The 23,316-nt window shown below is 67.9% G+C and carries 16 protein-coding genes; 6 read left to right on the top strand and 10 right to left on the bottom strand.

The features are described from left to right. The first annotated feature begins 35 nt into the window (after positions 1-35). Positions 36-779 (top strand): 5-oxoprolinase subunit PxpA, encoded by a 744-nt coding sequence (locus AC1G9C_RS20510; protein WP_480408638.1) that lies wholly within the window; start codon positions 36-38, stop codon positions 777-779. A 145-nt stretch (positions 780-924) separates the two neighbouring features. Continuing rightward, a complete protein-coding gene (locus AC1G9C_RS20505) occupies positions 925-1,812 on the top strand; it encodes a PA4780 family RIO1-like protein kinase (RefSeq protein WP_122108194.1) in 888 nt (295 codons plus the stop codon). Positions 1,813-2,015: 203 nt separating this feature from the next. Here the strand turns inward: AC1G9C_RS20505 and cueR are convergent, their stop codons facing one another. The 7 genes from cueR to AC1G9C_RS20470 form a co-directional block, all read right to left on the bottom strand. Further along, positions 2,016-2,447 (bottom strand): Cu(I)-responsive transcriptional regulator, encoded by a 432-nt coding sequence (cueR, locus tag AC1G9C_RS20500; protein WP_480408637.1) that lies wholly within the window; start codon positions 2,445-2,447, stop codon positions 2,016-2,018. A 49-nt stretch (positions 2,448-2,496) separates the two neighbouring features. Next, the gene (locus tag AC1G9C_RS20495; RefSeq protein WP_480408636.1) at positions 2,497-3,450 is read right to left on the bottom strand and encodes a hypothetical protein; all 954 of its coding nucleotides are present in this window, start codon (positions 3,448-3,450) and stop codon (positions 2,497-2,499) included. Positions 3,451-3,453: 3 nt separating this feature from the next. Further along, positions 3,454-6,312, bottom strand: a complete 2,859-nt coding sequence (locus AC1G9C_RS20490; RefSeq protein ID WP_480408635.1) for a toxin VasX — start codon at positions 6,310-6,312, stop codon at positions 3,454-3,456. Then, the gene (locus AC1G9C_RS20485) at positions 6,309-6,872 is read right to left on the bottom strand and encodes a DUF4123 domain-containing protein (RefSeq protein ID WP_480408634.1); all 564 of its coding nucleotides are present in this window, start codon (positions 6,870-6,872) and stop codon (positions 6,309-6,311) included. The genes AC1G9C_RS20490 and AC1G9C_RS20485 overlap by 4 nt, the downstream gene beginning before the upstream one ends. Next, the gene (locus tag AC1G9C_RS20480) at positions 6,869-8,911 is read right to left on the bottom strand and encodes a type VI secretion system Vgr family protein (RefSeq protein WP_480408633.1); all 2,043 of its coding nucleotides are present in this window, start codon (positions 8,909-8,911) and stop codon (positions 6,869-6,871) included. The genes AC1G9C_RS20485 and AC1G9C_RS20480 overlap by 4 nt, the downstream gene beginning before the upstream one ends. A 147-nt stretch (positions 8,912-9,058) precedes the next feature. Next, a complete protein-coding gene (locus tag AC1G9C_RS20475; protein ID WP_480408632.1) occupies positions 9,059-11,443 on the bottom strand; it encodes a heavy metal translocating P-type ATPase in 2,385 nt (794 codons plus the stop codon). Between the two features lie 63 nt (positions 11,444-11,506). Further along, entirely contained in the window at positions 11,507-11,899 is a 393-nt protein-coding gene (locus tag AC1G9C_RS20470) for a hypothetical protein (protein WP_480408631.1), read from the bottom strand. A 139-nt stretch (positions 11,900-12,038) separates the two neighbouring features. Here AC1G9C_RS20470 and AC1G9C_RS20465 point away from each other — a divergent pair, with 139 nt between their 5' ends. After that, a complete protein-coding gene (locus tag AC1G9C_RS20465; RefSeq protein ID WP_397496057.1) occupies positions 12,039-12,236 on the top strand; it encodes a heavy-metal-associated domain-containing protein in 198 nt (65 codons plus the stop codon). Between the two features lie 16 nt (positions 12,237-12,252). Here the strand turns inward: AC1G9C_RS20465 and AC1G9C_RS20460 are convergent, their stop codons facing one another. Beyond that, entirely contained in the window at positions 12,253-12,873 is a 621-nt protein-coding gene (locus AC1G9C_RS20460; RefSeq protein ID WP_397496058.1) for a TetR family transcriptional regulator, read from the bottom strand. Between the two features lie 137 nt (positions 12,874-13,010). Here AC1G9C_RS20460 and AC1G9C_RS20455 point away from each other — a divergent pair, with 137 nt between their 5' ends. From AC1G9C_RS20455 to AC1G9C_RS20445, 3 genes are all read left to right on the top strand, one after another. Beyond that, the gene (locus AC1G9C_RS20455) at positions 13,011-14,162 is read left to right on the top strand and encodes an efflux RND transporter periplasmic adaptor subunit (RefSeq protein WP_021442526.1); all 1,152 of its coding nucleotides are present in this window, start codon (positions 13,011-13,013) and stop codon (positions 14,160-14,162) included. 4 nt (positions 14,163-14,166) lie between these two features. Next, the gene (locus tag AC1G9C_RS20450) at positions 14,167-17,310 is read left to right on the top strand and encodes an efflux RND transporter permease subunit (RefSeq protein ID WP_397496060.1); all 3,144 of its coding nucleotides are present in this window, start codon (positions 14,167-14,169) and stop codon (positions 17,308-17,310) included. Positions 17,311-17,401: 91 nt separating this feature from the next. After that, positions 17,402-18,571: a multidrug effflux MFS transporter gene (locus tag AC1G9C_RS20445; protein ID WP_480408630.1), complete on the top strand. Its 1,170-nt coding sequence runs from the start codon at positions 17,402-17,404 to the stop codon at positions 18,569-18,571. Positions 18,572-18,737: 166 nt separating this feature from the next. On the opposite strand, the gene adeC is transcribed toward AC1G9C_RS20445, so the two are convergent. Both adeC and AC1G9C_RS20435 read right to left on the bottom strand, forming a co-directional pair. Next, positions 18,738-20,171, bottom strand: a complete 1,434-nt coding sequence (adeC, locus tag AC1G9C_RS20440) for an AdeC/AdeK/OprM family multidrug efflux complex outer membrane factor (protein WP_480408629.1) — start codon at positions 20,169-20,171, stop codon at positions 18,738-18,740. Further along, on the bottom strand, positions 20,168-23,311 hold the full coding sequence (locus AC1G9C_RS20435) for an efflux RND transporter permease subunit (RefSeq protein WP_480408628.1): 3,144 nt from the start codon (positions 23,309-23,311) through the stop codon (positions 20,168-20,170). Before AC1G9C_RS20435 ends, adeC begins: the two co-directional genes overlap by 4 nt. Positions 23,312-23,316: the final 5 nt, after the last annotated feature.

The following is a 23,316-nucleotide window of genomic DNA, read 5'->3' as shown; positions in this document are numbered from 1 at the left end:
TTTGCGAATCGCCCGGCGCGCCTTAAGCTGCCGGCATGAACCGCATCCTTCTCAACTGCGACATGGGCGAGGGCTTCGGCGCCTGGCGCATGGGCGACGACGCGCTGGCCATGCCGCTGATCGACCAGGCCAACCTGGCCTGCGGCTTTCACGCCGGCGACCCGCTGATCATGGCGCGCAGCGTGGCGCTGGCGGTCGAGCACGGCGTGCGCATCGGCGCTCATCCGTCCTACCCCGACCTGCAGGGCTTCGGCCGCCGCCATCTGCAGTGCTCGCCGGAGGAAGTCCACGCCCTGGTGCTGTACCAGATCGGCGCGCTGGACGCCTTCTGCCGCGCCGCCGGCGGCCAGCTGGCCTACGTCAAGCCGCACGGTGCGCTGTACAACGACCTGGTGCGCGACGATGCCCTGCTCGCCGCGGTGCTCGATGCCTGCGCCAGCTACCGCAAGGGCCTGCCGCTGATGGTGCTGGCCCTGGCCGACAACCAGCGTGAGTTGTGTCTGGCCGACGAGACCGACGTACCGCTGATGTTCGAGGCCTTCGCCGACCGCGCCTACCTGGCCGACGGCCAGCTGGCGCCGCGCCGGCTCAGCGGCGCGGTGCACCAGGACCCCGAACGCATCCTCGCCCAGGCCCTGGCCATCGCCCGCGGCCAGGCCTTCCCCGACCTCGACGGCAAACCGCTGCGCCTGCGCGCCGACAGCCTCTGCGTGCACGGCGACAACCCCGAGTCGCTGGCCGTGCTGCGACGCCTGCGGGCGCAGCTGGACGCACTCTGAGGGCGCGGTCCCGGCATTTGCCGCGCTGCCCGGTCGGGCAACTGGTCAGCGCATGCGCGGCGGGAGTCGGCATCTGCCTCGCGCTGTGAGAGGATGGCTCCTGCAAGCCCCGCCCCAGGCCAAAAAGGACCCGTGATCCACGCCGATGAAGACGCCCAAACGTATTGAACCCCTGGTCGAAGACGGCCTGGTGGACGAAGTGCTGCGCCCGCTGATGAGCGGCAAGGAAGCAGCGGTCTATGTGGTGCGCTGTGGCGACGAGCTGCGCTGCGCCAAGGTCTACAAGGAAGCCAACAAACGCAGTTTTCGCCAGGCCGCCGAGTATCAGGAGGGCCGCAAGGTGCGCGGTAGCCGCCAGGCGCGGGCCATGGCCAAGGGCAGCAAGTACGGGCGCAAGGAGCAGGAGCAGGCCTGGCAGAACGCCGAGGTGGCGGCCCTGTTCCACCTGGCCAGCGCCGGCGTGCGGGTGCCCAAGCCCTACGACTTTCTCGACGGCGTGCTGCTGATGGAGCTGGTCAGCGACGGCCAGGGCGACGTGGCGCCGCGGCTCAACGACGTCGAGCTGCACCCGGACGACGCCCGCGAGTTCCACGCCTTCATGATCCAGGAAATCGTCAAGATGCTCTGCGCCGGCCTGGTGCATGGCGACCTGTCGGAATTCAACGTGCTGCTCGGTCCCGACGGCCCGGTGATCATCGACCTGCCGCAGGCAGTGGACGCCGCCGCCAACAACCATGCCTTCAGCATGCTCGAACGCGACGTGCGCAACATGGCCGAGTACTTCGGCCAATTCGCCCCCGAGCTGAAATACACCAAGTACGCCAAGGAAATGTGGGCGCTCTACGAGGCGGGCAAACTGCAGCCGCACAGCCAGCTGACCGGTGAATTCGCCGAAGCCGAAGACGCCGCCGATATCGACGCGGTGATGCGCGAGATCAAGGCCGCCCTGGCCGAAGAGGCACGGCGCCAGGCCTTGCTCAATGCCGAAGACGCGCCCAAGGACGCCGAACCGACGCCACCCTGGATGCGCTGACTCGGCGGACGGTGCGCCATGCGCGCCGACGCTTGTGGGACTGCATGAAATCCGGGGTTGACGCTCGCATCTCCCGGATTGCAGGGCTATGCCCCCAACGCCTGGATATGCCGTCCGTAGGGTTCGCCGCGCGCGAGCCTCTGGTGCGCACGACCTGGGCGGCCCCGCGACACCCTAGTCGCTGTGTACCCCACGCCGCGTCGTTAGCGCTGAGGGTGCGACGAACATCCCGGCGCGGCGCAACCCACGCCCTCTTCCAGCCCCCGCAGAATCGGACAATCCGGCCGGCTATCGCCCTGGCAGCTGTTCGCCAGCTCCACCAGCGTATCGCGCAGCGCGCTCATCTCCGCGATCTTGCGCGAAAGCGTGGCGATATGCCCCCCGGCCAGCGCCTTCACATCGGCACTGGCGCGACTCTTGTCCTGCCATAGCGCCAGCAGCCGGCCCACTTCCTCCAGGGAAAACCCCAGATCCCGCGCCCGCTTGATAAAGGCCAGGCGGTGCAGGTCGTTGGCGCTGTACTGCCGATAGCCGCTCTCCGTACGCCCGGCCCGCGGCAGCAGGTCGATGGACTCGTAGTAGCGGATCATCTTGGCGCTGAGGCCGGTGTGCTTGGCGGCTTGGCCGATGTTCATGCTTGGAGCCTCGTCGTGAGCAGATTGCGCCAGGATAGCGCTGCGGCGATCAAATCAGACCCTGCTCTCGCTCCAGATCCACCAGCCGACTAGTCGGGCCGTCGGCACGCAGGCGCTCACGAATCATCTGCGGCCATTGGCTGCGCGAGCGGCGCTTGGCGATGGCGTAGGTGAAGTTTTGCAGGGCGTTGAGCGGAGCGAGGACGATGCCGCCGAGCAACAATAAGAAGTCGGAAGCGCTGAGGAAGTTGCGACCGCCGTTGGCCTGGTACTGTTCCTTGATGTCACGCCATTGCAGGCGCGCCCAATGTCCTCGGCGTTTGCGTACTGCCAGCAGGCTCTGAATGGACTCAGGCGAGTCGCTGGGATTGCCCTGTTCGTCGAACCAGGGGCCGTTGTCCATATAGGCGCGCAGGTATTCCCAGAAGCCCAATTGCATTTCCAGACTCTTGCCAATGGGCGAGCCGAGGTTGAGCAGCACCTGTTCCTCGGGGTGGCCGAAGCGATGCAGGAGAACTTCGAGCGCCGCATGGCGCATGCCGGCGGTATAGGGGCCAACGGTGCCGTAGGCGTAGGCGGCTGCCGCGACGTCATCCCAGGGTGTGTGGTAAAGCTCGTCGTCCTGCTCGAAATACAGCTCGCGGGTGTGTCGGTTGAGCAGGATGGGGAGAGGCATGGGGCGAAGGACTTCCCAGATAAAAGGAATTACAAAAAAGGCCAATGCAAGTAGGAGGGTGTTTAGCGCTTGCTCAGGACGATGATCCAGGAAGAGAGCAAGAGCGAAAATAGCCCAAAAAGTACCAGCCACTCCCCCTAGCGCCCCAGTCCACATTCCTCTATCCGCACTATCGCCATGCTCGATGGCTAGGTAGTACTCGGTCTGCTCCTCGACTTCGGGCATGCATATCAGCGGTGCGCCGGTGGGCTGATTGGCCTGAAGCAGATGGCTGTCCGGCACCTGGGCCAGGCGTTGGGCGAAGGGGTGATTGGTGGTGGCGGTCATGGCTTAGCTCAGGTCGATATCGATGGGCGGCAGGTAGAGCCCTTCGATGGGTTGGTAGGTCAGGCTGCCGCGAATGGCCGTAAGATCCTCGACGTGCTCGTGATAGGCGCGGCGCAGGCGGACGCTGCCATCGGCTTCCGGCGCCACGCGAGTGCCGATATCCAGGTCGAAGGGAATGGGATCGTCCTCGCCCCAGACCAGCGGCACGCAGCGTTTGGCCGATCCGAGCAGGCCAGTCGAGCGCTTCCACTCCTCGTGCCCGTCGAAGCTGACCATGCCTTGACGGTATTCGCGCTGGCCGGGCAGGCGCAGTACCAGGCGCAGTTCATTGACCACGCCACTCGGCCCCATATCGTTCCAGCGCTCCAGGGCAAGGTTTACCGGCAATACGATCTGGTAGAAGGCGCGCATGGTGGCTGCGAAGTCGCCGGACCAATCCGCCGGGCGGATGCCGAAGCGGGTCTGCTTGATCCACTGTTCCAGCGGGGTGTCCTCGGTATAGATCAGCGAGATCAGCCCGATAAAGAGGGTGACGGTCAGCCCGACCAGGCTCAGGCGCAGCGGCAGCGATAGCACGCGGATGCCGGTGGCCAGGGCCTCCGCCTCGCCGGCCAGTGCCGCGGCGCGAGCGATACGCATGGCGCGCATGGCCTGCAGCGATATGCGGGCATAGCCCAGGTTGGCGCCGACCAGGCCGGTGCTGACCACGGCCGTGTCCAGATCCCCCGTGCGGAAGGCCTCCAGCGCATGCCAGCCGAAATAGAACACATCGATACCGGCGGTAATGGCCTGCAACAGCATGGCCGCGGAGCCTAAACCCAGTGCACGCGCCAGGTATTCTCTGGCCTTTGGATCGAGATGGCTGGCCTGGGCCACATACCGCTCCCAGCGGATATCGGCCAGTTGCTGCAGTACTGCGGTTGAGGCAGTTGCCGTTGCCATGATTGCACTTGTTGCGGAAACAACGTTCTTGGATGACATGTCCGCCCAAGCTTGCTTTCCAGCCTCCGCCACATTCCAAGCAGCCACCAACACAATCAGCGTCTTTAGCGGCGCCTCGTCCAGCAGTTCGGCGACATTGCGCGGCAGCTCCAGCTTGGCCGCATCGCCGCTCAGCGGGGGCAGCACCGGCGTCGGTTTGTTGGGCATGGCGCGTGGCAACTCACTGCCATAGCCCGGCTGGGAATGAGGGGGCGCGGATCGCGGGGCGGGTACCAGGCGAAGATGTGCAATGGCGTCCTCAACCTGGGTCGCCGTCGGGCTTTTGTTGGGCGCCGCGCCAGGGGTTGTGCGAGCGGTGCGCGCCTGCTCGCGCTCGATCTGCTCGATGCGTTTGCCGATGCTGCGCCGCTGCCCCTTGTTATGGGCCTGGCCCATCTGCTCGCTGAGCCAGCGCAGGGCATCGACGGGCCGCAGTTTCTCTACCTCCATGCGTTGCCGGCTACGCACCAGCATGGCGACCATCAGGTTGTAGGCCAGCGGGTGAACCTGCTCGGCCAGGGTGCGCAGCCGGCCGGCGAGAATGGGCGACACCGCCGCGAACAAGGGTTCGCCACCGCCTACCGGTGCCAGCCCCTGCAGACCATCCGCCCCGTGATTCAGGGCCAGGCTCAGGGCCGTTGCGCGAGCCAGGCGAGCCGCAGCCGCGCTCGCGTCGGTCGCGACTTCAGACACGCCTTCCGGAATATTCAGCAACTGTTTCAGCTCGCCCGGGCGAGGCTTCTGCAACAGGCCGAGAATTGCCCATAGCAGCCAAGGCTGGCCTTTGACACGCTCGGGGTCGAGGGCTTCTTCGATGGCCAGGACGCCGGGCGGCGTGGCCGCAGGGCCGAGGCAGGCAGCGGCGAAGCTGGCCTCGAGCATGTCGCGCTGATCGAGTTGGGTGATATCGAAGTGTTCGCAGGCCGTTTCCAGGTCAGCGGGCGTGCTGCCGCCCAGGGTCGCGAACCAGGCCGCCCAGAGTTCGGCCAGGCGGCGCCTGTCCGCGTCCAGGGTTTCCTGCTCGCGCTCCTGTTCCTGCAGCACACGTTGCAGGCTCGGCACATCGACCATTGTGGCCAAGCGGTCGCGGATGTCCTTGTCGCCGTCGCTGACGGACTTGACCACGGCGGCAATGGACCACTCATCGGCCCGGTGCCTGTTCAGTTTGTCGAAGGCCTGGTTGCGCGTGCGCAGTAGGGCGGCGAGGTCGAACAGCACGCCCCAGGGGTCGTCCAGCAGCGCGAAGTGTTGTTGTTCGCAGCGCCGCATGCGTTTCAGCGGCGGTTCTTCCAGCAGCCAGTACTTGGATTCGCGGGCACAGCTCCAGCGGTAATTTTCTGGTTTCACATCGCCGATCTGCGGGTGCAAGGTCTGGACCATCCCGCTGAAGGGGGCTGTGCCGGGAACCAGCGGACGCATTAGGCGTTGACGTGTCTCGGCCTTTTGCTCGGCTGCGGCGAAGGTATCCGCGCTCCACTCGACGGGCGACCAGGCCAGAGCTGCCGGCGCACCAGCTTCCAGCAGGAGGTAGGCCATGGCGCTGTTATCCCGGGCACGGCCACCCCGCGCGGTAGGGGTGAGCATGGAGGCCTCGACCCGGTATTCGCTCAGTTCCTGCAGGCTGTCTTCCCAGACGTAGAGCCAGCCATCGCGCAGCATGCGCGGCACATAACCGAGCGGGCGCTCCTGCAGTTGGGGATGATCCGGCCCCAGGTCGGGGAACAGCCCCCGGATTTCGGGCAAGCCCAGGGCTGAGGCATCCAGGCCGGATGGAGTGCGCGGATCGATAGGGCCGATGGCGTAGCGAAGGGGCAGCACCGCCGCTAGCAACGGGCAGGCAGCAGGTTGCAGGCGGTCGGGTCGAGTTGCGGGTTGGTTCATGTGGTTGCTTCCTGCAAAGTGGTCTCGCTGTGCGCCAGTGCTTCCAGCAGCGGCCAGTCCAGAGTGATTTGCGCATCCAGGGTATCGCTGGCGACGGTCTCGTCCTGTTCGGGAGAAGGGTTGCGCCAGGCCAGCAAGGGTGCCTCGCCATCGTGCAGCCAAATCTCATGCACGCCATGCCAGAACCCCGAGGGCCATTGGGAATTTTTCCGCCAGGCATTGAGCAGGGGCCGGCCATCGGCCAGACGCAACCAGAACTCTCTGCCGTCTGGGGAGAAGATGCGTAGACGGCGCCGCAGGGTGTCGCGTAGATCATGCAGGGCGAAATCGCTTTTCAGCCATACGGCGTGCCGCAATTCGGGGACGCCCTGACACCAGGCGTTACGCAGGGCACTGCCGCCATCCGCCTCTAGCAGAATGGGTCCTATATCCGCGAGGGAGGCGTAGGCTGTGTCCAGCAAGAGTGGGCGGGCGCCGTGTTCGGGGAAGGTCTGGCAGAGCCAGGCCAGTGCCCGCTTGTGCGATGCCCCATCGAATAGCAGAAAGCCAGCGTCGGTCATTTCGCCTCCCTGGCCTGCTTGGCCGCCTCACAGACTTCGCAGATGCCGCTGGTGGCTTGTAGGAAAACACGGCGCTGCTTGGCCAGGGCCTCCAGGGACATTCCAGCCCTGTCCGCATCGGCCGGCTTCACCGGCCCCGGCAGGATGGGCTTGGCGCCCGAGCCTTTACCCGGCCCGCCCCCCGAATTCATCTTGATCGTCGCCCCACTCAGGGTCACGCCGCTGGGGTCGAGTTTGAGGAAACTGCCGCCGCCGGCTGCAGTGAGTTCCATGCCGGCGTCGATGACGATTTTGCTGCCGGCGTTGTAGTGAATCTCGTTGCCGGCTTCGATGAACAGGCCGGTGCCGATCTTATTGTGCTGGGTGGCGGCGACGGTGAGGTGGTCGTTGGCGCGCACTTCCACCTTGCGCTCGAGGTCGGTGGTGCGGTGTTCCTCGGCGCGCATCTCGCTGTAGCTGTTGGCCTCCACCGTGTCGTGGCGTTCATTGCCGACGCGGATCTTCTGGTCGTGCTCGATGTTCTCGTCCCAGTCGCGCTGGGCGTGGATGTAGATCTGCTCGGCGCCCTTGCGGTCTTCGATGCGGAACTCGTTGTAGCCGCCACCGCCCGGGCTGCTCAGGGTCTTGAACACGCTGCGGGTCTTGTTCGCCGGCAGGTCGTAGGGCACCACGTGCTCGGCGTGGTACAGGCAGCCGGTGATCAGCGGCTGGTCGGGGTCGCCTTCGAGGAAGGTGACCAGCACCTCCATGCCCACCCGCGGGATGGCCACGCCGCCGTAGGCCTTGCCGGCCCAGTTGGAGGCCACGCGCAGCCAGCAGCTGGTGGTGTCGTCACCCTGGCCTTCGCGGTCCCAGTGGAACTGCACCTTGACCCGGCCGTACTGGTCGCAGTGGATTTCCTCGCCAGCCGGGCCGGTGACCACGGCGGTCTGGCTACCCAGTACCTTGGGTTTGCGATGTTCGAGCGCGGGGCGGTAGGGGATGTCCCAGGGCGTGGCGATAAAGCGGTTGCGATAGCCCTGCTGGAAGCCATCGCCCGGCTGGGTGTTGCTGGTGACCGACTCCTCCAGCACCTGCGGTTGCTTGCCCTCATGGATCACCTCGGCCAGCAGCCAGAGGTCGTTCCACGGTTCGCGTGGATGATCCGCCAGGGCGAGGAAGTGGCCGCTGCACAGGTAGGCATCGCTCTTGCCTTCGGCCAGCTCGTAGTCGCTGCGCAGGCGTTCCAGGCTGCGCTTGGCCAGGTGCTTGCCGCGGGTACGGTCGGTAAAGCGACCGGGGTAATCGTAGACCTCCAGGGCCGGGGCGAATTCGCTGCGGTAGTCCGCCTCCATCTGCAGCTTGGGCTGCTCGAAGTCGTAGTCGCGCCAGCTGGCCTGGGTGCTGCGGGTTTCCAGGCGCACGCCGAAGGCGCGCACCACCTCGTGGTCGGCGGCCAGGCCGCTGTCCTGCTGGTAACTCAGCGGCTCGAGCTTGGGGAATACGCTGGCGTTGTCGCCGAAGACCAGGCGGTGGCCGGTTTCGCCGTGCTGGAAGTGGAAGCTGATGCCTTCCTCCTCGCACAGGCGCTGGATGAAGTGCAGGTCGGATTCGTCGTACTGCACGCAGTAGTCGCGCTCGGGGTAGAGGTAGCCGAGCTGGAACTGGTAGGCATCGCTGTGGATGCCGTGCTCTTCGAGGATCTGGCCGACGATCTGCGGCACCGTGAGGTGCTGGAAGATGCGTTGGTTGTGGCGGTGCGCCAGGTAGGCCAGTTGCGGGCGCAGGCCGATGCGGTAGCGGGTCAGGCGCTTGCCCGAGTCGCCCTGTTCGATGCTGTAGATCACCCCGTGCACGCCCTTGCCGGAGGGGCCGAAGGCCAGGTAGGCGGTCTGGTTGATCAGCGCATCGAGGTCGAGGTCGGCGCTTTGGCTGACCAGCTCGATGTCGAAGCGGTAGGGCTTGTTGAGCGCCTCGCGGCCTTCGAAGCTCAGCACCTGCAGGTCGTTGTCGAGGGCGGGAATGGTGAGGGTGATATGCGCCTGGTTGGCATCCAGCATGCCGTGGCCTCCATCCTTGAGTTGGGCGAGGGCTGAAGGGTGCCGGACGCCGGGCAGCGGTTCAATGATGGCATTCCCATACTATGCGCCGGGTCATGAAAAAACCGCCGCGGCGCCTGGGCTGGCGCCGCGCGGGTAAGCCTTCTCCTACAAGTCTTGCGGCTTCCAGCGGGTCAGCAGCAGCGCATTGCTGACCACGCTGACGCTGGACAGGGCCATGGCGGCGCCGGCGAACATCGGGTTGAGCAGGCCGGCGGCGGCCAGGGGAATGCCGATCAGGTTGTAGACGAAGGCCCAGAACAGGTTCTGGCGGATCTTCGCGTAGGTGCGTCGGCTGATCTCCAGCGCCGCCGGCACCAGGCGCGGGTCGCCGCGCATCAGGGTGATGCCGGCGGCGTGCATGGCCGCATCGGTGCCGCCGCCCATGGCGATACCGACGTCGGCGGCGGCCAGCGCCGGGGCGTCGTTGATGCCGTCGCCGACCATGGCCACCGTGCCCTTCTGGCGCAGCTCGCCGATCAGCCGCGCCTTGTCCGCCGGCAGCACCTCGGCGTGGGCCTGGTCGATGCCCAGCACGCCGGCCACGGCGGCGACGCTGCCGCGGTTGTCGCCGCTGATCAGATGGCTGGCGATGCCCTGCGCGCGCAACTGCTCGACCGCCTCGGCCGCCCCCGGCTTGAGCGCGTCGCCGAAGGCCAGCAGGCCGAGCAGGCGCGGCGATTCGCCGGTTTCGAGCAACCAGGACAGGGTGCGGCCCTCGGCTTCCCAGGCGCGGGCGGATTCGCCCAGCGCGTCCATCTGCAGTTGCTGTTCGTCGAGTAGGCGGCTGCTGCCCAGTTGCAGGGCACGGCCCTCGACCGTGCCGGCGATGCCGCGGCCGGCCAGCGCGCGGCTGTCGCGCACCGCGGGCAGGGCAATCTCCAGCTCGGCGCAGCGTTGCAGCACGGCCTTGGCCAGCGGGTGCTCGCTGCCCTGCTGCAGGGCGCCGGCCAGGCGCAGCAGTTCGGTTTCGTCGGCCGCGGCGAGGCCGAGGTGGACGATACGCGGGCGCCCTTCGGTGAGGGTGCCGGTCTTGTCGAAGGCGAGGGTGTCGACCGCATGCGCCACTTCCAGCGCCTGGGCGTCCTTGATCAGGATGCCGTGGCGCGCGGCCACGCCGGTACCGGCCATGATCGCGGTCGGCGTGGCCAGGCCGAGGGCGCAGGGGCAGGCGATCACCAGCACCGCCACGGCGTTGAGCAGGGCGCTTTCCAGCGGCGCGCCGAACGCCAGCCAGCCGAGCAGGGTGGCCAGGGCGACCAGCAGCACGGCCGGCACGAACACCTGGCTGACCCGATCCACCAGCTTCTGAATTGGCGCCTTGGCCGCCTGGGCGTCCTCCACCAGGCGGATGATCCGTGCCAGCACGGTCTCCGCGCCCAGCGCGGTGGTTTCCACCAGCAGGCGGCCTTCGCCGTTGATCGCGCCGGCGGTGACCTTGTCGCCCGGCTGCTTGGCCACCGGCAGGCTCTCGCCGCTGATCAGCGCTTCGTCGGCGTGGCTATGGCCTTCGACGACCCGGCCGTCCACCGGGAAGCGCTCGCCCGGCTTGACCACGACTCGGTCGCCGAGTGCCAGGGCATCGATGGCCACGCTCTGCTCGCGGCCGTCGACCAGGCGCACGGCGCGATCAGGGCGCAGCGCCTGCAGGGCACGGATGGCGCCGGCGGTCTGGCGCTTGGCGCGGCTTTCCAGGTACTTGCCGAGCAGGATCAGGCTGATGATCACCGCCGAGGCTTCGAAATACAGGTGCGGCATGCCGCCGGCCGGGGTCACCGCCCACTGGTACAGGCTCAGGCCGTAGCCGGCACTGGTGCCGATGGCCACCAGCTGATCCATATTGCCGGCGCGGGCTCTGAGCGCTTGCCAAGCGGCGCGGTAGAAGCGCGCGCCGAACACGAACTGCACCGGCGTGGCCAGCAGGAATTGCACCCAGGCCGGCAGCATCCAGTGCAGGCCGAAGGGCTCGACCAGCATCGGCAGCACCAGCGGCAGGGTCAGGGCGATGGCCGCCAGCAGCACCAGACGTTCGCGGCGCAGGCGCTTTTGCGCCATGTGCGTCTCGGACGGGCCTTGCTCGAGCAGGCGGCCATGGTAGCCGGCGGCGGCGACGGCGCGCAGGGCGAGCTGCACGTCGAAGCTGGCGAGCACCTGCAGATGGGCCTTCTCGTCGGCCAGGTTGACCGCGACGCGGGTCACCCCGGGCAGCTGGTGCAGGGCGCGTTCGATGCGGCCGATGCAACTGGCGCAGGTCATGCCGTCGATGGCCAGCTCCAGCGGCTGGCTCGGCACCCGGTAGCCGGCGCGCTCGACCGCGGCGATCAGCCCGCCGAGGCTGTCGCCTGGCGCCTCGATGCGCGCCTGTTCGCTGGCCAGGTTGACGCTGGCGCTGGTCACGTCGGGCAGCTGGCGCAAGGCGCGTTCGACGCGGCCGGCGCAGCTGGCGCAGGTCATGCCTTGGATCGGCAGGTCGTAGGTAGTGAGGTTGGGCATGCTGGGTCTCCCTGTAGCGAGGGCTACAGGATCAACCTTGACGCCATGGCAAGGTCAAGCACTTCAATGCACGGGCGGTGCGGCATGCAGGCGCAGGCCGGCGGCGTCCATGGCGATGCGGTAGCGGCGCACCTCGCCGGCCTGCAGTTGCAGCGCCTGGCCGCTGAGCTGGGCGATACCCAGGCCGCAGGCGCCCGGGCCCTGCAGGCCGAGACGCAGCGCAACGCTGCCCGGCGGCAGGTTGAAGGCCACCGACTGGCCCTGATACAGACGCGCCGCCAACTGGTCCTGCAGGTACAGCGCCACCTCGCAGGGGCTGGCCACCTCCAGGCGCTCGCGCGAGACGATCAGCACCGCATAGCCCTCGCCTTGGGCGGTGTCGGGCAGCGGCGCCAGGGGTTGGGCGGCGAGCGGCAGGTTCAGCAGGGCGGTGAGCAGGAGCGGGGCGAGGCGCATGGCGGCGATCCTTTCGAAGACCTATTGAGCTTGGCTCATCGAGCCGGATCGGCAAGGGGTCTGCACCCGGGGGCTTGACCTTGCCACCGTGGCAAGCTCGAGACTGAACGCCGTCAAGCAAACCAACGAGGAGTGACAGATGCAGATTTTCAAGGTGAGCGGCATGTCCTGCGGTCATTGCGTGCGGGCCATCGGCGAGGCGATCAGGGCGCTGGACGCTGCGGCCGAGGTGCAGGTCGACCTGGCGGGCGGCGAGGTGCGGGTGGCCAGCCGACTGAGCCAGGAGCAGTTACTGGCGGCGATTCGTCAGGAGGGCTACCAGGCGCAGCCCGCGTAGGGTGACGCGGGGCCGCCTACTGCCAATTGCGCAGCAGGCCGCGGAAGCAGCTGTCGACCATGGCCGGGGTGTCGAGTTGCGGGTCGAACAGGTTGGGGTCGCGCAGCCAGTCGCTGAACAGGCCGACGATCAGCGCGTGCAGGGTACGCGCCGCCAGGCGCGGGCTGATGCCCGGCTGCAGCAGCGGCTGCACCGCCGCCTGGGCGAACTGCTGTTCGCACAGGGCGATGAACTGGTTGATAAAGGCCTCGTGGCGCTCCTCGGCTTCGCGCAGCTCCTCGGTGAATTCGCAGCGGCGCAGCAGGATGGTGAAGATGCGCCGGCGCTGCGCGTCCTGCGCCAGGTGAGCCATGGCCTCGACGCACAGGTCGCGCAGCATCTGCAGCGAGGTCAGGCCGTCGGCGGCCTCCAGTTGTTCGGCCAGCGGCTCCAGGGGCAGGCGCACCTGGTTGAGCATTTCGTGGAACAGATGGGCCTTGTTCTGAAAGTGCCAGTAGATCGCCCCGCGCGTCACCCCGGCACGGCGCGCCACCTGCTCCAGGCTGGTATGGGCCACGCCCTGTTCGAGGAACAGCAGCTCGGCGGCGGCGAGGATGGCGCAGCGGGTTTTCTCCGCGTCTTCTTTGGTTCGGCGCATGGCGATTCGGTCAATTCTGGCTAGGCTCTGGTTGAGCCGAGTTTACCGATTTTGCCGTGCCAGCAGGTGGCGCCGCGCGACTGGCGAGTCCGCCGTGCGCCCTTCGCCATGCGCGTCGCCAAGGAGAGGAGTGCCTCATGTCGTTCGTTCGCCTGTTCCGTCCGCTGTTGTCCCTGAGTCTAGCCGTGCTGCCGCTGGCCACCCTGGGTGCCGACGCGCCACCCCCGGCGGTGACCGTGGAGCAGGTCAAGGCCGGCGCCTTGCCGGTGGTGCTGGAGTACTCGGCGCGCACCGCCGGCTATCGCGAGGTACAGGTGCGGGCCCAGGTCAGCGGCATCCTCCAGGAGCGCACCTACCAGGAAGGCAGCGGCGTGCAGAAGGATCAGCTGCTGTTTCGCATCGACCCGCGCCCGTACCAGGCCGCGCTGGCCCGCGCCAAGGGCGCGCTGGCCCAGGAGCAGGCGCGCTTTCGGCAGACCGAGCGCGACCTCAAGCGCATTCGCGAGCTGCAGAAGAAGGGCTTCGCCAGCGAGAGCGAACTGGACAATGCGGTGTCCAACTTCGAGCAGAGCAAGGCCAATATCGAGGCCGCCCAGGCCGAGGTGCAATCGCGCCAGATCGACCTCGACTACACCACGGTGAAGGCGCCGATCACCGGCATCACCAGCAAGGAAAGCGTCTCCGAGGGCAGCCTGATCGTCGCCGGCGATCCCAGCGCCAGCCTGCTCACCCAGATCACCCAGCTCGACCCGATCTTCGTCAACTTCGCCTACCCGGACGCCGAAGCCGAACGCCTGCGTCGCGAGTTGTCCGAAGGCAGCCTGGTGCCGCCGGCCAGCGGCAAACTCAACGTCGAGGTGCAGTTCGGCGACGGTTCGGCCTATCCGGTGGAGGGCGAGGTGGATTTCACCGACAGCCTGATCGACCGCGGCACCGGCACCGTCAGCGCCCGCGGCGTGGTGCCCAACCCCGAGCAGAAGCTGCTGCCGGGACAGTTCGTGCGGGTGCTGGTCAAGGGCCTGACCCGGCCCGACGCCATCACCGTGCCGGAGCGGGCGGTGGCCCAGGGGCCGCGCGGCACCTTCGTCTACGTGGTGGACGAGCAGGGCATCGCGCGTATGCGCCAGGTCGGCACCGGCGATACGGCCGGCGGCCGCTGGCTGATCACCTCCGGCGTCAGCGAGGGCGACCGGGTGGTGGTCGACGGCCTGGCCAAGGTGCGCCCGGACAGTCCGGTACAGGTCGAGGAGGCCAAGGCAGCCCCGGCGCAAGCCACGGCGCAGGAGTGACGCCATGATCTCGCGCTTCTTCATCGACCGCCCGGTGTTCGCCACCGTCATTTCCATCGTCATCGTGCTCGCCGGCCTGGCTGCCATGCGCGCCCTGCCGATTGCCCAGTACCCGGAGATCCTGCCGCCGCAGGTCTCGGTTTCGGCTGCCTATCCCGGCGCCAGCGCCCAGGTCATCGCCGAGACCGTGGCGGCGCCGCTGGAGCAGGAGATCAACGGCGTCGAAGGCATGATCTACCAGCTGTCCAACTCATCCAGCAGCGGGGCGATGAGCCTGACCGTGTACTTCGAGGTGGGCACCGACCCCGACCAGGCCACCATCGACGTCAACAACCGGGTGCAGGCCGCCCAGGCCAAGCTGCCCGAGGAGGTGCGCCGGCAGGGGGTCAACGTGGAGAAGAAGTCCTCGGACATCCTCCAGGTGATCACCCTCTATTCGCCGGACGACTCGCGCGACCCGATCTTCATCAGCAACTACGCGCTGATCAACGTGATCGACGAGCTCAAGCGCCTGCCCGGGGTGGGCGACGCCAGCCAGTTCGGTTCCAAGGACTACTCCATGCGCATCTGGCTGCGCCCGGACAAGCTGGCGCAGTACGACCTGACGCCCACCGACGTGGTGAATGCCATCCGCGAGCAGAACTCGCAGTTCGCCGCCGGCAGCTTCGGCCAGCAGCCGCTCAAGGAGGCGCAGGACTTCACCTACACGGTGACCACCCAGGGCCGCTTCACCGACCCCAGGGAGTTCGAGAGCGTGATCCTGCGCAGCGACGCCACCGGCGCCAGCCTGCTGCTCAAGGACGTGGCGCGGGTCGAGTTGGGCGCCCAGGACTACTCCCTGGTGACCACCTTGAACGGCCAGCAAAACGCCGCCTTCGGCATCTACCTGCAGCCCGGCGCCAACGCCCTGGACACCGCCGAGGCGGTGGAGCGCACCATGCAGCGCCTGGCGCAGCGCTTTCCCGAGGGCATCGCCTACAAGATTCCCTACGACACCACCAAGTTCGTCCGGGTGTCCATCGAGGAGGTGATCCACACCTTCTTCGAGGCCCTGGTGCTGGTGGTGCTGGTGGTCTTCGTGTTCCTGCAGAACTGGCGCGCCACGCTGATCCCGGTGCTGGCCATCCCGGTGTCGCTGGTGGGCACCTTCGCCGGCATGTACCTGTTGGGCTTTTCCATCAACCTGCTGACCCTGTTCGGCATGGTGCTGGCCATCGGCATCGTGGTGGACGACGCCATCGTGGTGATCGAGAACGTCGAGCGGGTGATGCGCACCAAGCACCTCAATGCGCGCGAGGCGGCCATCGAGGCGATGGAGGAGGTCACCGGGCCGATCATCGCCATCGTCCTGGTGCTCTGCGCGGTGTTCATTCCGGTGGGCTTCCTCGGCGGCCTGGCCGGGCAGATGTACAAGCAGTTCGCTATCACCATCGCGGTGTCGGTGGTGATCTCCGGCATAGTCGCCCTGACCCTGAGTCCGGCGCTCTGCGCGTTGCTGCTCAAGCCCGGCCATCACGAGCCGGCGGCGCCGTTTCGTGCCTTCAACCGCTTCTTCGACAAGGCCACCGAGGGCTACGGCGCCGGCGTGCGTTTCTTCCTCAAGCGCTCGGCCGTGGGCCTGCTGCTGTTCGGCGGGATGATCGGCCTGATCGTGCTGCTGTTCGCGCGGGTGCCCGGCTCGCTGGTGCCGGACGAGGACCAGGGCTACGTGATCAACGCCTACTACCTGCCGCCGGCGGCCTCGCTCAACCGCACCGACGCGCTCAGCGGCGCGGTGACCCAGCAACTGATGGAGCATCCGGCGGTGCAGGACGTGGTCACTTTCGCCGGTTTCGACGTACTCACCTTCGGTGTGCGCAGCAACGCCGGGGTGTCCTTCGTGCCGCTCAAGGACTGGAGCGAGCGCACCACGCCCGAACTGGATGCGCGCAACCTGACCCGCGAATTCATGGGCATGGGCGCGGCGCAGAAGGACGGCCTGGTGCTGTCGTTCAACCCGCCGCCGATCACCGGCATGAGCACCACCGGCGGCTTCGAGGCCTATATCCAGGACCGCTCCGGCGGCAGCGTCGAGGCGCTCGGCGCCAAGGTCCAGGCCTTCGTCCAGGCCGCCAGCCAGCGCCCGGAACTGGCCGGGGTGCAGAGCACCTTCAGCGCCAACGTGCCGCAGTACTACATCGACCTCGACCGCACCAAGACCCGTGCCCTGGGGGTGAGCGTCAGCGACGTGTTCACCGCCATGCAGGCCACCTTCGGCAGCTACTACGTCAACGACTTCACCCTCTACGGGCGCACCTGGCAGGTCAGCCTGCAGTCGGAGGCGGAGTTTCGCCGCAAGCCGGAGGACCTCGGCCAGGTCTACGTGCGCTCCAGCGCCGGCGAGCTGATTCCGCTGTCGAGCCTGCTGCGGGTGCGGCGCATCCTCGGTCCGGACTCCTACGACCGCTTCAACGTCTACCCCTCGGCCAAGGTGCTCGGCGGCCCGGCACCCGGCTACAGCTCGGGGCAGGCGCTGGCGGCGATGCAGGAGGTGGCCGACCAGGTGCTCGGCGAGGACTACAGCCTGGGCTGGATCGGCTCGGCCTTCCAGGAACTGGCCACCCAGGGTTCGGGCACCCAGGCCTTCGTCTTCGGCCTGATCCTGGTGTTCCTCATCCTCGCCGCCCAGTACGAGCGCTGGACCCTGCCGCTGGCGGTGGTCACTGCGGTGCCCTTCGCGGTGTTCGGCGCGATCCTCGCGGTGTGGCTGCGCGGCATCCAGAACGACGTGTACTTCCAGGTCGGCCTGGTCACCCTGATCGGCCTGGCGGCGAAGAACGCCATCCTCATCGTCGAGTTCGCCGTGCTGCTGCGCGCCGAGGGCAAGGGCATCTTCGACTCGGCGCTGGAGGCGGCCAAGCTGCGGTTTCGCCCCATCGTGATGACCTCGCTGGCCTTCATCCTCGGCTGCGTGCCGCTGGCGATCAGCTCGGGCGCCGGTTCGGCCAGCCGCCATTCGATCGGCACCGGGGTGATCGGCGGCATGCTCGCCGCCACATTGCTGGCGACCTTCCTGATCCCCATGTTCTACCTGCTGGTGGAGTCCGCCGCGCAGCGCCTGAGCCGACGCGGCAAGGTCGAACAGGGCGAAGAGGCCGACCAGCGCTGAGCCCTGCCCGGGCCGCGAGCCGCGGCCCGGGCCTTTCTTGGGCGGTGTCCCGATGAGATGATTAGCCGGCTAATAAATGTCCGGACTGTCCATGAACCTTCGCCTCCTGCTGATTCTCGGCGCGCTGTGCGCCTTCGGCCCGCTGGCCATCGATTTCTACCTGCCGAGTTTCCCGACCCTGGCCCAGCAGTTCGCCACCGATGTCGAGCAGGTGCAGCTGTCGCTGGCCGCCTACTTCGTCGGCATCGCCCTCGGTCAGCTGTTCTACGGCCCGCTGGCCGACCGCTACGGTCGGCGCGGCCCGCTGCTGCTGGGGGTGGCGCTGTTCACCGCGGCGTCGCTGGCCAGCGCCCTGGCGCCGAGCCTGGAATGGCTGATCGGCGCGCGCTTCGTCCAGGCCCTGGGCGGCTGCGCCGGCATGGTGGTGACCCGTGCGGTGGTGCGTGATCTGTGCGACCCGCTGACCTCGGCCAAGGTGTTCTCGCAACTGATGCTGGTGATGGGCCTGGCGCCTATCCTCGCGCCGCTGGGCGGCGGCCTGCTGCTCGGCACCCTGGGCTGGCCGTGGATCTTCCACAGCCTGGCGCTGTTCGCCGGCCTGTGCCTGCTGGCGGTGTTGCTGTGGCTGCCGGAAACGCGGCCGAGAGCTCTGGCGCCGGCGCCGCTGCGCGGGGCGCTGGGGCAGTACCGGGTGCTGCTGGGCAATGGCGCCTTCATCACCTATTCGCTGGCCGGCGGCGTGGCGATGGCCGGGATGTTCGCCTATATCGCCGGTTCGCCCTTCGTCTTCATCGAGCTGTACGGGGTGCCGGCCGAGCACTACGGCTGGCTGTTCGGCAGCAACGCCGTCGGTTTCGTGCTGATGGCGCAGGTCAATGCGCGCCTGGTGCGCCGTGGCGGGCCGGGCCGCTGGTTGCGGCGCATGGCGCCGCTGTACCTGGCCAGCGGCCTGGCGCTGCTGGGGCTGGCGGCCTGGCAGCCGGCCAGCCTGTGGCCGCTGCTGGTGCCGCTGTTCGTCTGTGTCGCCAGCCTGGGCAGCATCCTGCCCAACGCCACCGCCTGCGCCATGGCCGGCCAGGGCGAACACGCCGGTAGCGCCTCGGCGCTGCTCGGCAGCCTGCAGTTCAGCGTGGCGGCCAGCGCCTCGGCCCTGGTCGGCGCCCTGCACGACGGCACGGCGGCGCCCATGGCCCTGGTGATCGCGCTGTGCGGCGCCGGGACCTGCGCCTTCGCCTGGCGGAGTCGGCACTATGCCGGTTGATAAGAGGGGCGTCGGTGCGGGCTACCCCCTCTCCCCGGACGGGCGAATGGGTAGATCGACGTATCGACAGCTACCGCGCGTATGGCCTGAATAGAAAAACGCCCCCGCAATAACTGCGGGGGCGGCGCGTGGGATAAGGCTCGTCCGTGATGCGGGTTACGCGCGATCAACCATGCGGGGCCGTGCCCGTATCGGCGTTCCAGCCGCCGCCAAGGGCCTTGTACAGTTCCACTTCGCTGGCGAGCTGGGCCAGGCGGTCGCCGATCAGTTGCTGGCGCACGCTGAACAGCTGGCGCTGGGCGTCGAGCAGGGTCAGGTAGCTGTCGACCCCGGTGCGGTAGCGGCGTTCGGCCAGTCGGTAGTAGGTCTCGGTGGTGTCCAGCAGGGCGCGCTGGGCCGCCAGCTGCTCGCGGTAGGTGGTGCGGGCGGCGAGGCGGTCGGCGACTTCCTGGAAGGCGACCTGGATGGCCTTCTCGTACTGCGCCACCTGGATGTCGTTCTGCAGCTCGGCGTAGTCGAGGTTGGCGCGCAGGCGCCCGGCGTTGAAGATCGGCAGGCTGATGCTGGGCTGGAACAGCCAGGTGCCGGAGCCGCCGTCGAACAGCCCGGACAGCTGGCTGCTGGCGGTGCCGGCATTGGCGGTGAGGCTAACGCTGGGGAAGAAGGCCGCGCGCGCCGCGCCGATATTGGCGTTGGCCGCCTTGAGCTGGTGCTCGGCCTGCAGCAGGTCGGGGCGCCGTTGCAGCAGATCCGACGGCAGCCCGGCCGGCACGCTCTCGAGCAGCTCGGCGTCCAGCGCCAGGCCCTGCGGCAGGTCGTCCGGCAGGCCGGTGCCGAGCAGCTGGGTCAGGGCGTTGCGATCCTGCGCCACCAGGCGCTGGTACTGCGCCAGGCTCACCCGCGCGCTGTCCACCGCGCTGCGCGCCTGGCTCAGGGCCAGGGCATCGGCGACGCCGACGTCGAAGCTGCGCTGGGTCAGGCGGTAGCTGTCTTCGTAGGTCGCCAGGGTGTCACGGGTCAGCTGCAGCAGGGCCAGATCGGCCTGCCATTGCAGGTAGGCGCTGGCGACGCTGGCCACCAGGCTGATCTGGGTGCTGCGCGCCGCCTGTTCGGTGGCCAGGTACTGTTCCAGCGCCTGCTCGTTGAGGCTGCGGATGCGGCCGAAGAAATCCAGCTCCCAGGCATTCACCCCCAGGGTCGCGCTGTACTGGCCGCCGGTGCTGGCCGCGCCGTTCTGGCTGAGGTCGGCCGGCAGGCGCTGGCGGGTGCCGCTGCCGTCGGCGGATAGCGACGGCAGCAGCTCGCTGCGCTGGATGCGGTACAGCGCGCGGTAGGCCTCGACGTTGAGTGCAGCCACGCGCAGGTCGCGGTTGTTTTCCAGCGCCAGCTGCACCAGCTGCTGCAGCGCCGGGTCGCGGAAGAACTCGCGCCACTGCAGGTCGGCGGCGGCGCGTTCGCCTTCGGCCGCGGCGCTGCCATAGGCCTCGCCCTGCGGCCAGTCGGCGGCCAGCGGGGCGTCCGGGCGCTGGTAATCGGGAATCAGGCTGCAGCCGCCGAGCAGGGCGGCGGTCACGGCCAGGGTCAACAGGGACTGCCTCACTGCAGCGCCTCCTTTTCGGTTTCGCCGGCCGGCTCGGTTTTCTTCTTCTCGAACAGCGAGCAGACCAGCACGTAGAACAGCGGAATCCAGAAGATCGCCAGCACCAGGGCGCTGAGCATGCCGCCGATCACCCCGGTGCCGATGGCGTGCTTGCTGCCGGCACCGGCGCCGCTGGCGATGGCCAGCGGCAGCACGCCGAGGATGAACGCCAGCGAGGTCATGACGATCGGGCGCAGACGCATGCGGCAGGCCTCGATGGCCGCCTCGGTGAAGCTCATGCCCTGCTCGTACTGGGCCTTGGCGAACTCGACGATAAGGATCGCGTTGCGCGCCGACAGGCCGATGGTGGTGAGCAGGCCGACCTGGAAGAACACGTCGTTGGACAGCCCGCGGCCGTAGGTGGCCAGCAGCGCGCCGATGATCCCCAGCGGCACCACCAGCATCACCGAGAACGGGATCGACCAGCTCTCGTACAGCGCCGCCAGGCAGAGGAACACCACCAGCAGCGACAGGGCGTACAGCGCCGGCGCCTGCGAGCCGGACAGGCGTTCCTCGTAGGACAGCCCGGTCCAGGCGTAGCCGACGCCTTCGGGCAGCTGCTTGGCGATTTCCTCCACCGCGGCCATTGCGTCGCCCGAGCTGAAGCCGGGCGCCGGCGCGCCGAGGATTTCCACCGCCGACACGCCGTTGTAGCGGCTCAGTTTGGGCGGACCGTAGGTCCACTCGCCGCTGGCGAAGGCGCTGAACGGCACCATCTGCCCGGCGGCGTTGCGCACGTACCACTTGTTCAGGTCTTCCGGGCTCATGCGCGCCGAGGACACGCCCTGCAGGTAGACCTTCTTCACCCGGCCGCGGTCGATGAAGTCGTTGACGTAGCTGGCGCCCCAGGCGATCGACAGGGTGTTGTTGATGTCCGCCAGCGACAGGCCGAGGGCGCTGGCCTTCTCGTCGTCGATCAGCAGCTGGTACTGCGGCTCGTCGCGCAGGCCGTTGGCGCGCACGCTGGTCAGCGTCGGGTGCTGGTTGGCCAGCTGGAGGAACTGGTCGCGCGCCTGGTTGAGCACCTCGTGGCCGACGCCGGCCTGATCCTGGAGGAACAGGTTGAAGCCGGTGGCGTTGCCCAGCTCCATCACCGCCGGCGGGGCGAAGGCGAACACCATGGCGTCGCGGAAGCTGAAGAAGTGCTGCTGCGCGCGCTGCGCCAGGGCGGCCACGCCGTTCTCCGCGCCGGGCCGTTCACCCCAGGGCTTGAGCATGATGAAGGCCATGCCCGAGCTCTGCCCGCGACCGGCGAAGTTGAAGCCGGTGACGGTGAACACCGATTTCACCGTGCTGCTTTCCTCGTCCAGCAGGTACTGGCGCATCTCGTCGACCACCGCCTGGGTGCGCTCGGCGCTGGAGCCGGCCGGGGTCTGCACCTGGGCGAACAGCACGCCCTGGTCTTCCTCGGGGAGGAAGGCGGTGGGAATGCGGGTGAACATAAAGGCCATCACAGCGACGATAGCGAGGTACAGCACGAGGTACGGCGCCTTGCGCTTGAGCATGGCGGTCACGCCGCGCTGGTAGGCGTCCGAGCTGCGCTCGAACTTGCGGTTGAACCAGCCGAAGAAACCCTTCTTCTCGTGGTGCTCGCCCTTGGCGATGGGCTTGAGCAGGGTGGCGCACAGCGCCGGGGTGAAGATCAGTGCCACCAGCACCGACAGGGCCATGGCCGAGACGATGGTGATGGAGAACTGCCGGTAGATCACCCCGGTGGAGCCGCCGAAGAAGGCCATCGGCAGGAACACCGCCGACAGCACCAGGGCGATGCCCACCAGCGCGCCCTGGATCTGGCCCATCGACTTGCGCGTGGCCTCCAGCGGCGACAGGCCTTCCTCGCGCATCACCCGCTCGACGTTCTCCACCACCACGATGGCGTCGTCCACCAGCAGGCCGATGGCCAGGACCATGGCGAACATGGTCAGGGTGTTGATGGAGAAGCCGAACGCCGCCAGCACGCCGAAGGTGCCGAGCAGCACCACCGGCACCGCCAGGGTGGGGATGATGGTGGCGCGCAGGTTCTGCAGGAACAGGAACATCACCAGGAACACCAGGACGATGGCCTCGAACAGGGTGTGCACCACCCCCTCGATGGAGGCCGAGATCACCGGCGTGGTGTCGTAGGGGAAGACCACCTCCATGCCCGCCGGGAAGAACGGTTCCAGCGTGGCGATGGTCTCGCGCACCGCCTTGGCGGTGTCCAGGGCGTTGGCGCCGGTGGCCAGCTTGACCGCCAGGCCGGAGGCCGGCATGCCGTTGAACTGCGCGCTGATGGCGTAGTTCTCGCCGCCCAGCTCGACCTTGGCGACGTCACCCAGGCGCACCTGGGAACCGTCGGTCTCGACCTTGAGGAGGATGTTGCGGAACTCCTCGGGGGTCTGCAGGCGGGTCTTGCCGATGATGGTGGCGTTGAGCTGGTTGCCCGGCGAGGCGGGCAGGCCGCCGAACTGGCCGGAGGAAATCTGCACGTTCTGCGCCTGGATCGCGTTGCGCACGTCCACCGGGGTCAGCTGGAAGGCATTGAGCTTGGCCGGGTCGAGCCAGATGCGCATGGCGTACTGCGCGCCGAACACCTGGAAGTCGCCGACGCCCTTGGTCCGCGAGATCGGGTCCTGCAGGTTGGAGACGATGTAGTTGGCTAGGTCGTCCTTGCTCATGCTGCCGTCGGTGGAGACCACGCCGATCACCAGCAGGAAGTTCTTCACCGCCTTGGTCACGCGGATGCCCTGCTGCTGCACTTCCTGCGGTAGCAGCGGGGTGGCCAGCTGCAGCTTGTTCTGCACCTGCACCTGGGCGATGTCCGGGTTGACCCCCTGCTCGAAGGTCACGGTGATTTCCATGCTGCCGTCGGAGTTGCTCGACGAGCTGATGTAGCGCAGCCCGTCGATGCCATTGAGCTGCTGCTCGATCACCTGCACCACGGTGTCCTGCACCGTCTGCGCCGAGGCGCCGGGGTAGTTGACGCTGATGCCCACCGCGGGCGCGGCGATGCTCGGGTACTGGTTGATCGGCAGCTTGAGGATGGACAGGCCGCCGGCCAGCATGATCACCAGGGCGATGACCCAGGCGAAGATCGGCCGGTCGATAAAGAATCTGGACATTCAGT

It is taken from the genome of Pseudomonas sp. ABa2 (genome assembly GCF_056676075.1).
The sequence above is the reverse complement of the archived record's forward strand: the minus strand, read 5'-3'. Positions and strand labels throughout refer to the sequence as shown.

Bases quoted from the DNA above. Each gene is read 5' to 3' on its own strand.
- AC1G9C_RS20510 (WP_480408638.1), top strand. From the start codon at position 36: ATGAACCGCATCCTTCTCAACTGCGACATGGGCGAGGGCTTCGGCGCC.
- AC1G9C_RS20505 (WP_122108194.1), top strand. From the start codon at position 925: ATGAAGACGCCCAAACGTATTGAACCCCTGGTCGAAGACGGCCTGGTG.
- cueR (WP_480408637.1), bottom strand. From the start codon at position 2,447: ATGAACATCGGCCAAGCCGCCAAGCACACCGGCCTCAGCGCCAAGATG.
- AC1G9C_RS20495 (WP_480408636.1), bottom strand. From the start codon at position 3,450: ATGACCGCCACCACCAATCACCCCTTCGCCCAACGCCTGGCCCAGGTG.
- AC1G9C_RS20490 (WP_480408635.1), bottom strand. From the start codon at position 6,312: ATGAACCAACCCGCAACTCGACCCGACCGCCTGCAACCTGCTGCCTGC.
- AC1G9C_RS20485 (WP_480408634.1), bottom strand. From the start codon at position 6,872: ATGACCGACGCTGGCTTTCTGCTATTCGATGGGGCATCGCACAAGCGG.
- AC1G9C_RS20480 (WP_480408633.1), bottom strand. From the start codon at position 8,911: ATGCTGGATGCCAACCAGGCGCATATCACCCTCACCATTCCCGCCCTC.
- AC1G9C_RS20475 (WP_480408632.1), bottom strand. From the start codon at position 11,443: ATGCCCAACCTCACTACCTACGACCTGCCGATCCAAGGCATGACCTGC.
- AC1G9C_RS20470 (WP_480408631.1), bottom strand. From the start codon at position 11,899: ATGCGCCTCGCCCCGCTCCTGCTCACCGCCCTGCTGAACCTGCCGCTC.
- AC1G9C_RS20465 (WP_397496057.1), top strand. From the start codon at position 12,039: ATGCAGATTTTCAAGGTGAGCGGCATGTCCTGCGGTCATTGCGTGCGG.
- AC1G9C_RS20460 (WP_397496058.1), bottom strand. From the start codon at position 12,873: ATGCGCCGAACCAAAGAAGACGCGGAGAAAACCCGCTGCGCCATCCTC.
- AC1G9C_RS20455 (WP_021442526.1), top strand. From the start codon at position 13,011: ATGTCGTTCGTTCGCCTGTTCCGTCCGCTGTTGTCCCTGAGTCTAGCC.
- AC1G9C_RS20450 (WP_397496060.1), top strand. From the start codon at position 14,167: ATGATCTCGCGCTTCTTCATCGACCGCCCGGTGTTCGCCACCGTCATT.
- AC1G9C_RS20445 (WP_480408630.1), top strand. From the start codon at position 17,402: ATGAACCTTCGCCTCCTGCTGATTCTCGGCGCGCTGTGCGCCTTCGGC.
- AC1G9C_RS20435 (WP_480408628.1), bottom strand. From the start codon at position 23,311: ATGTCCAGATTCTTTATCGACCGGCCGATCTTCGCCTGGGTCATCGCC.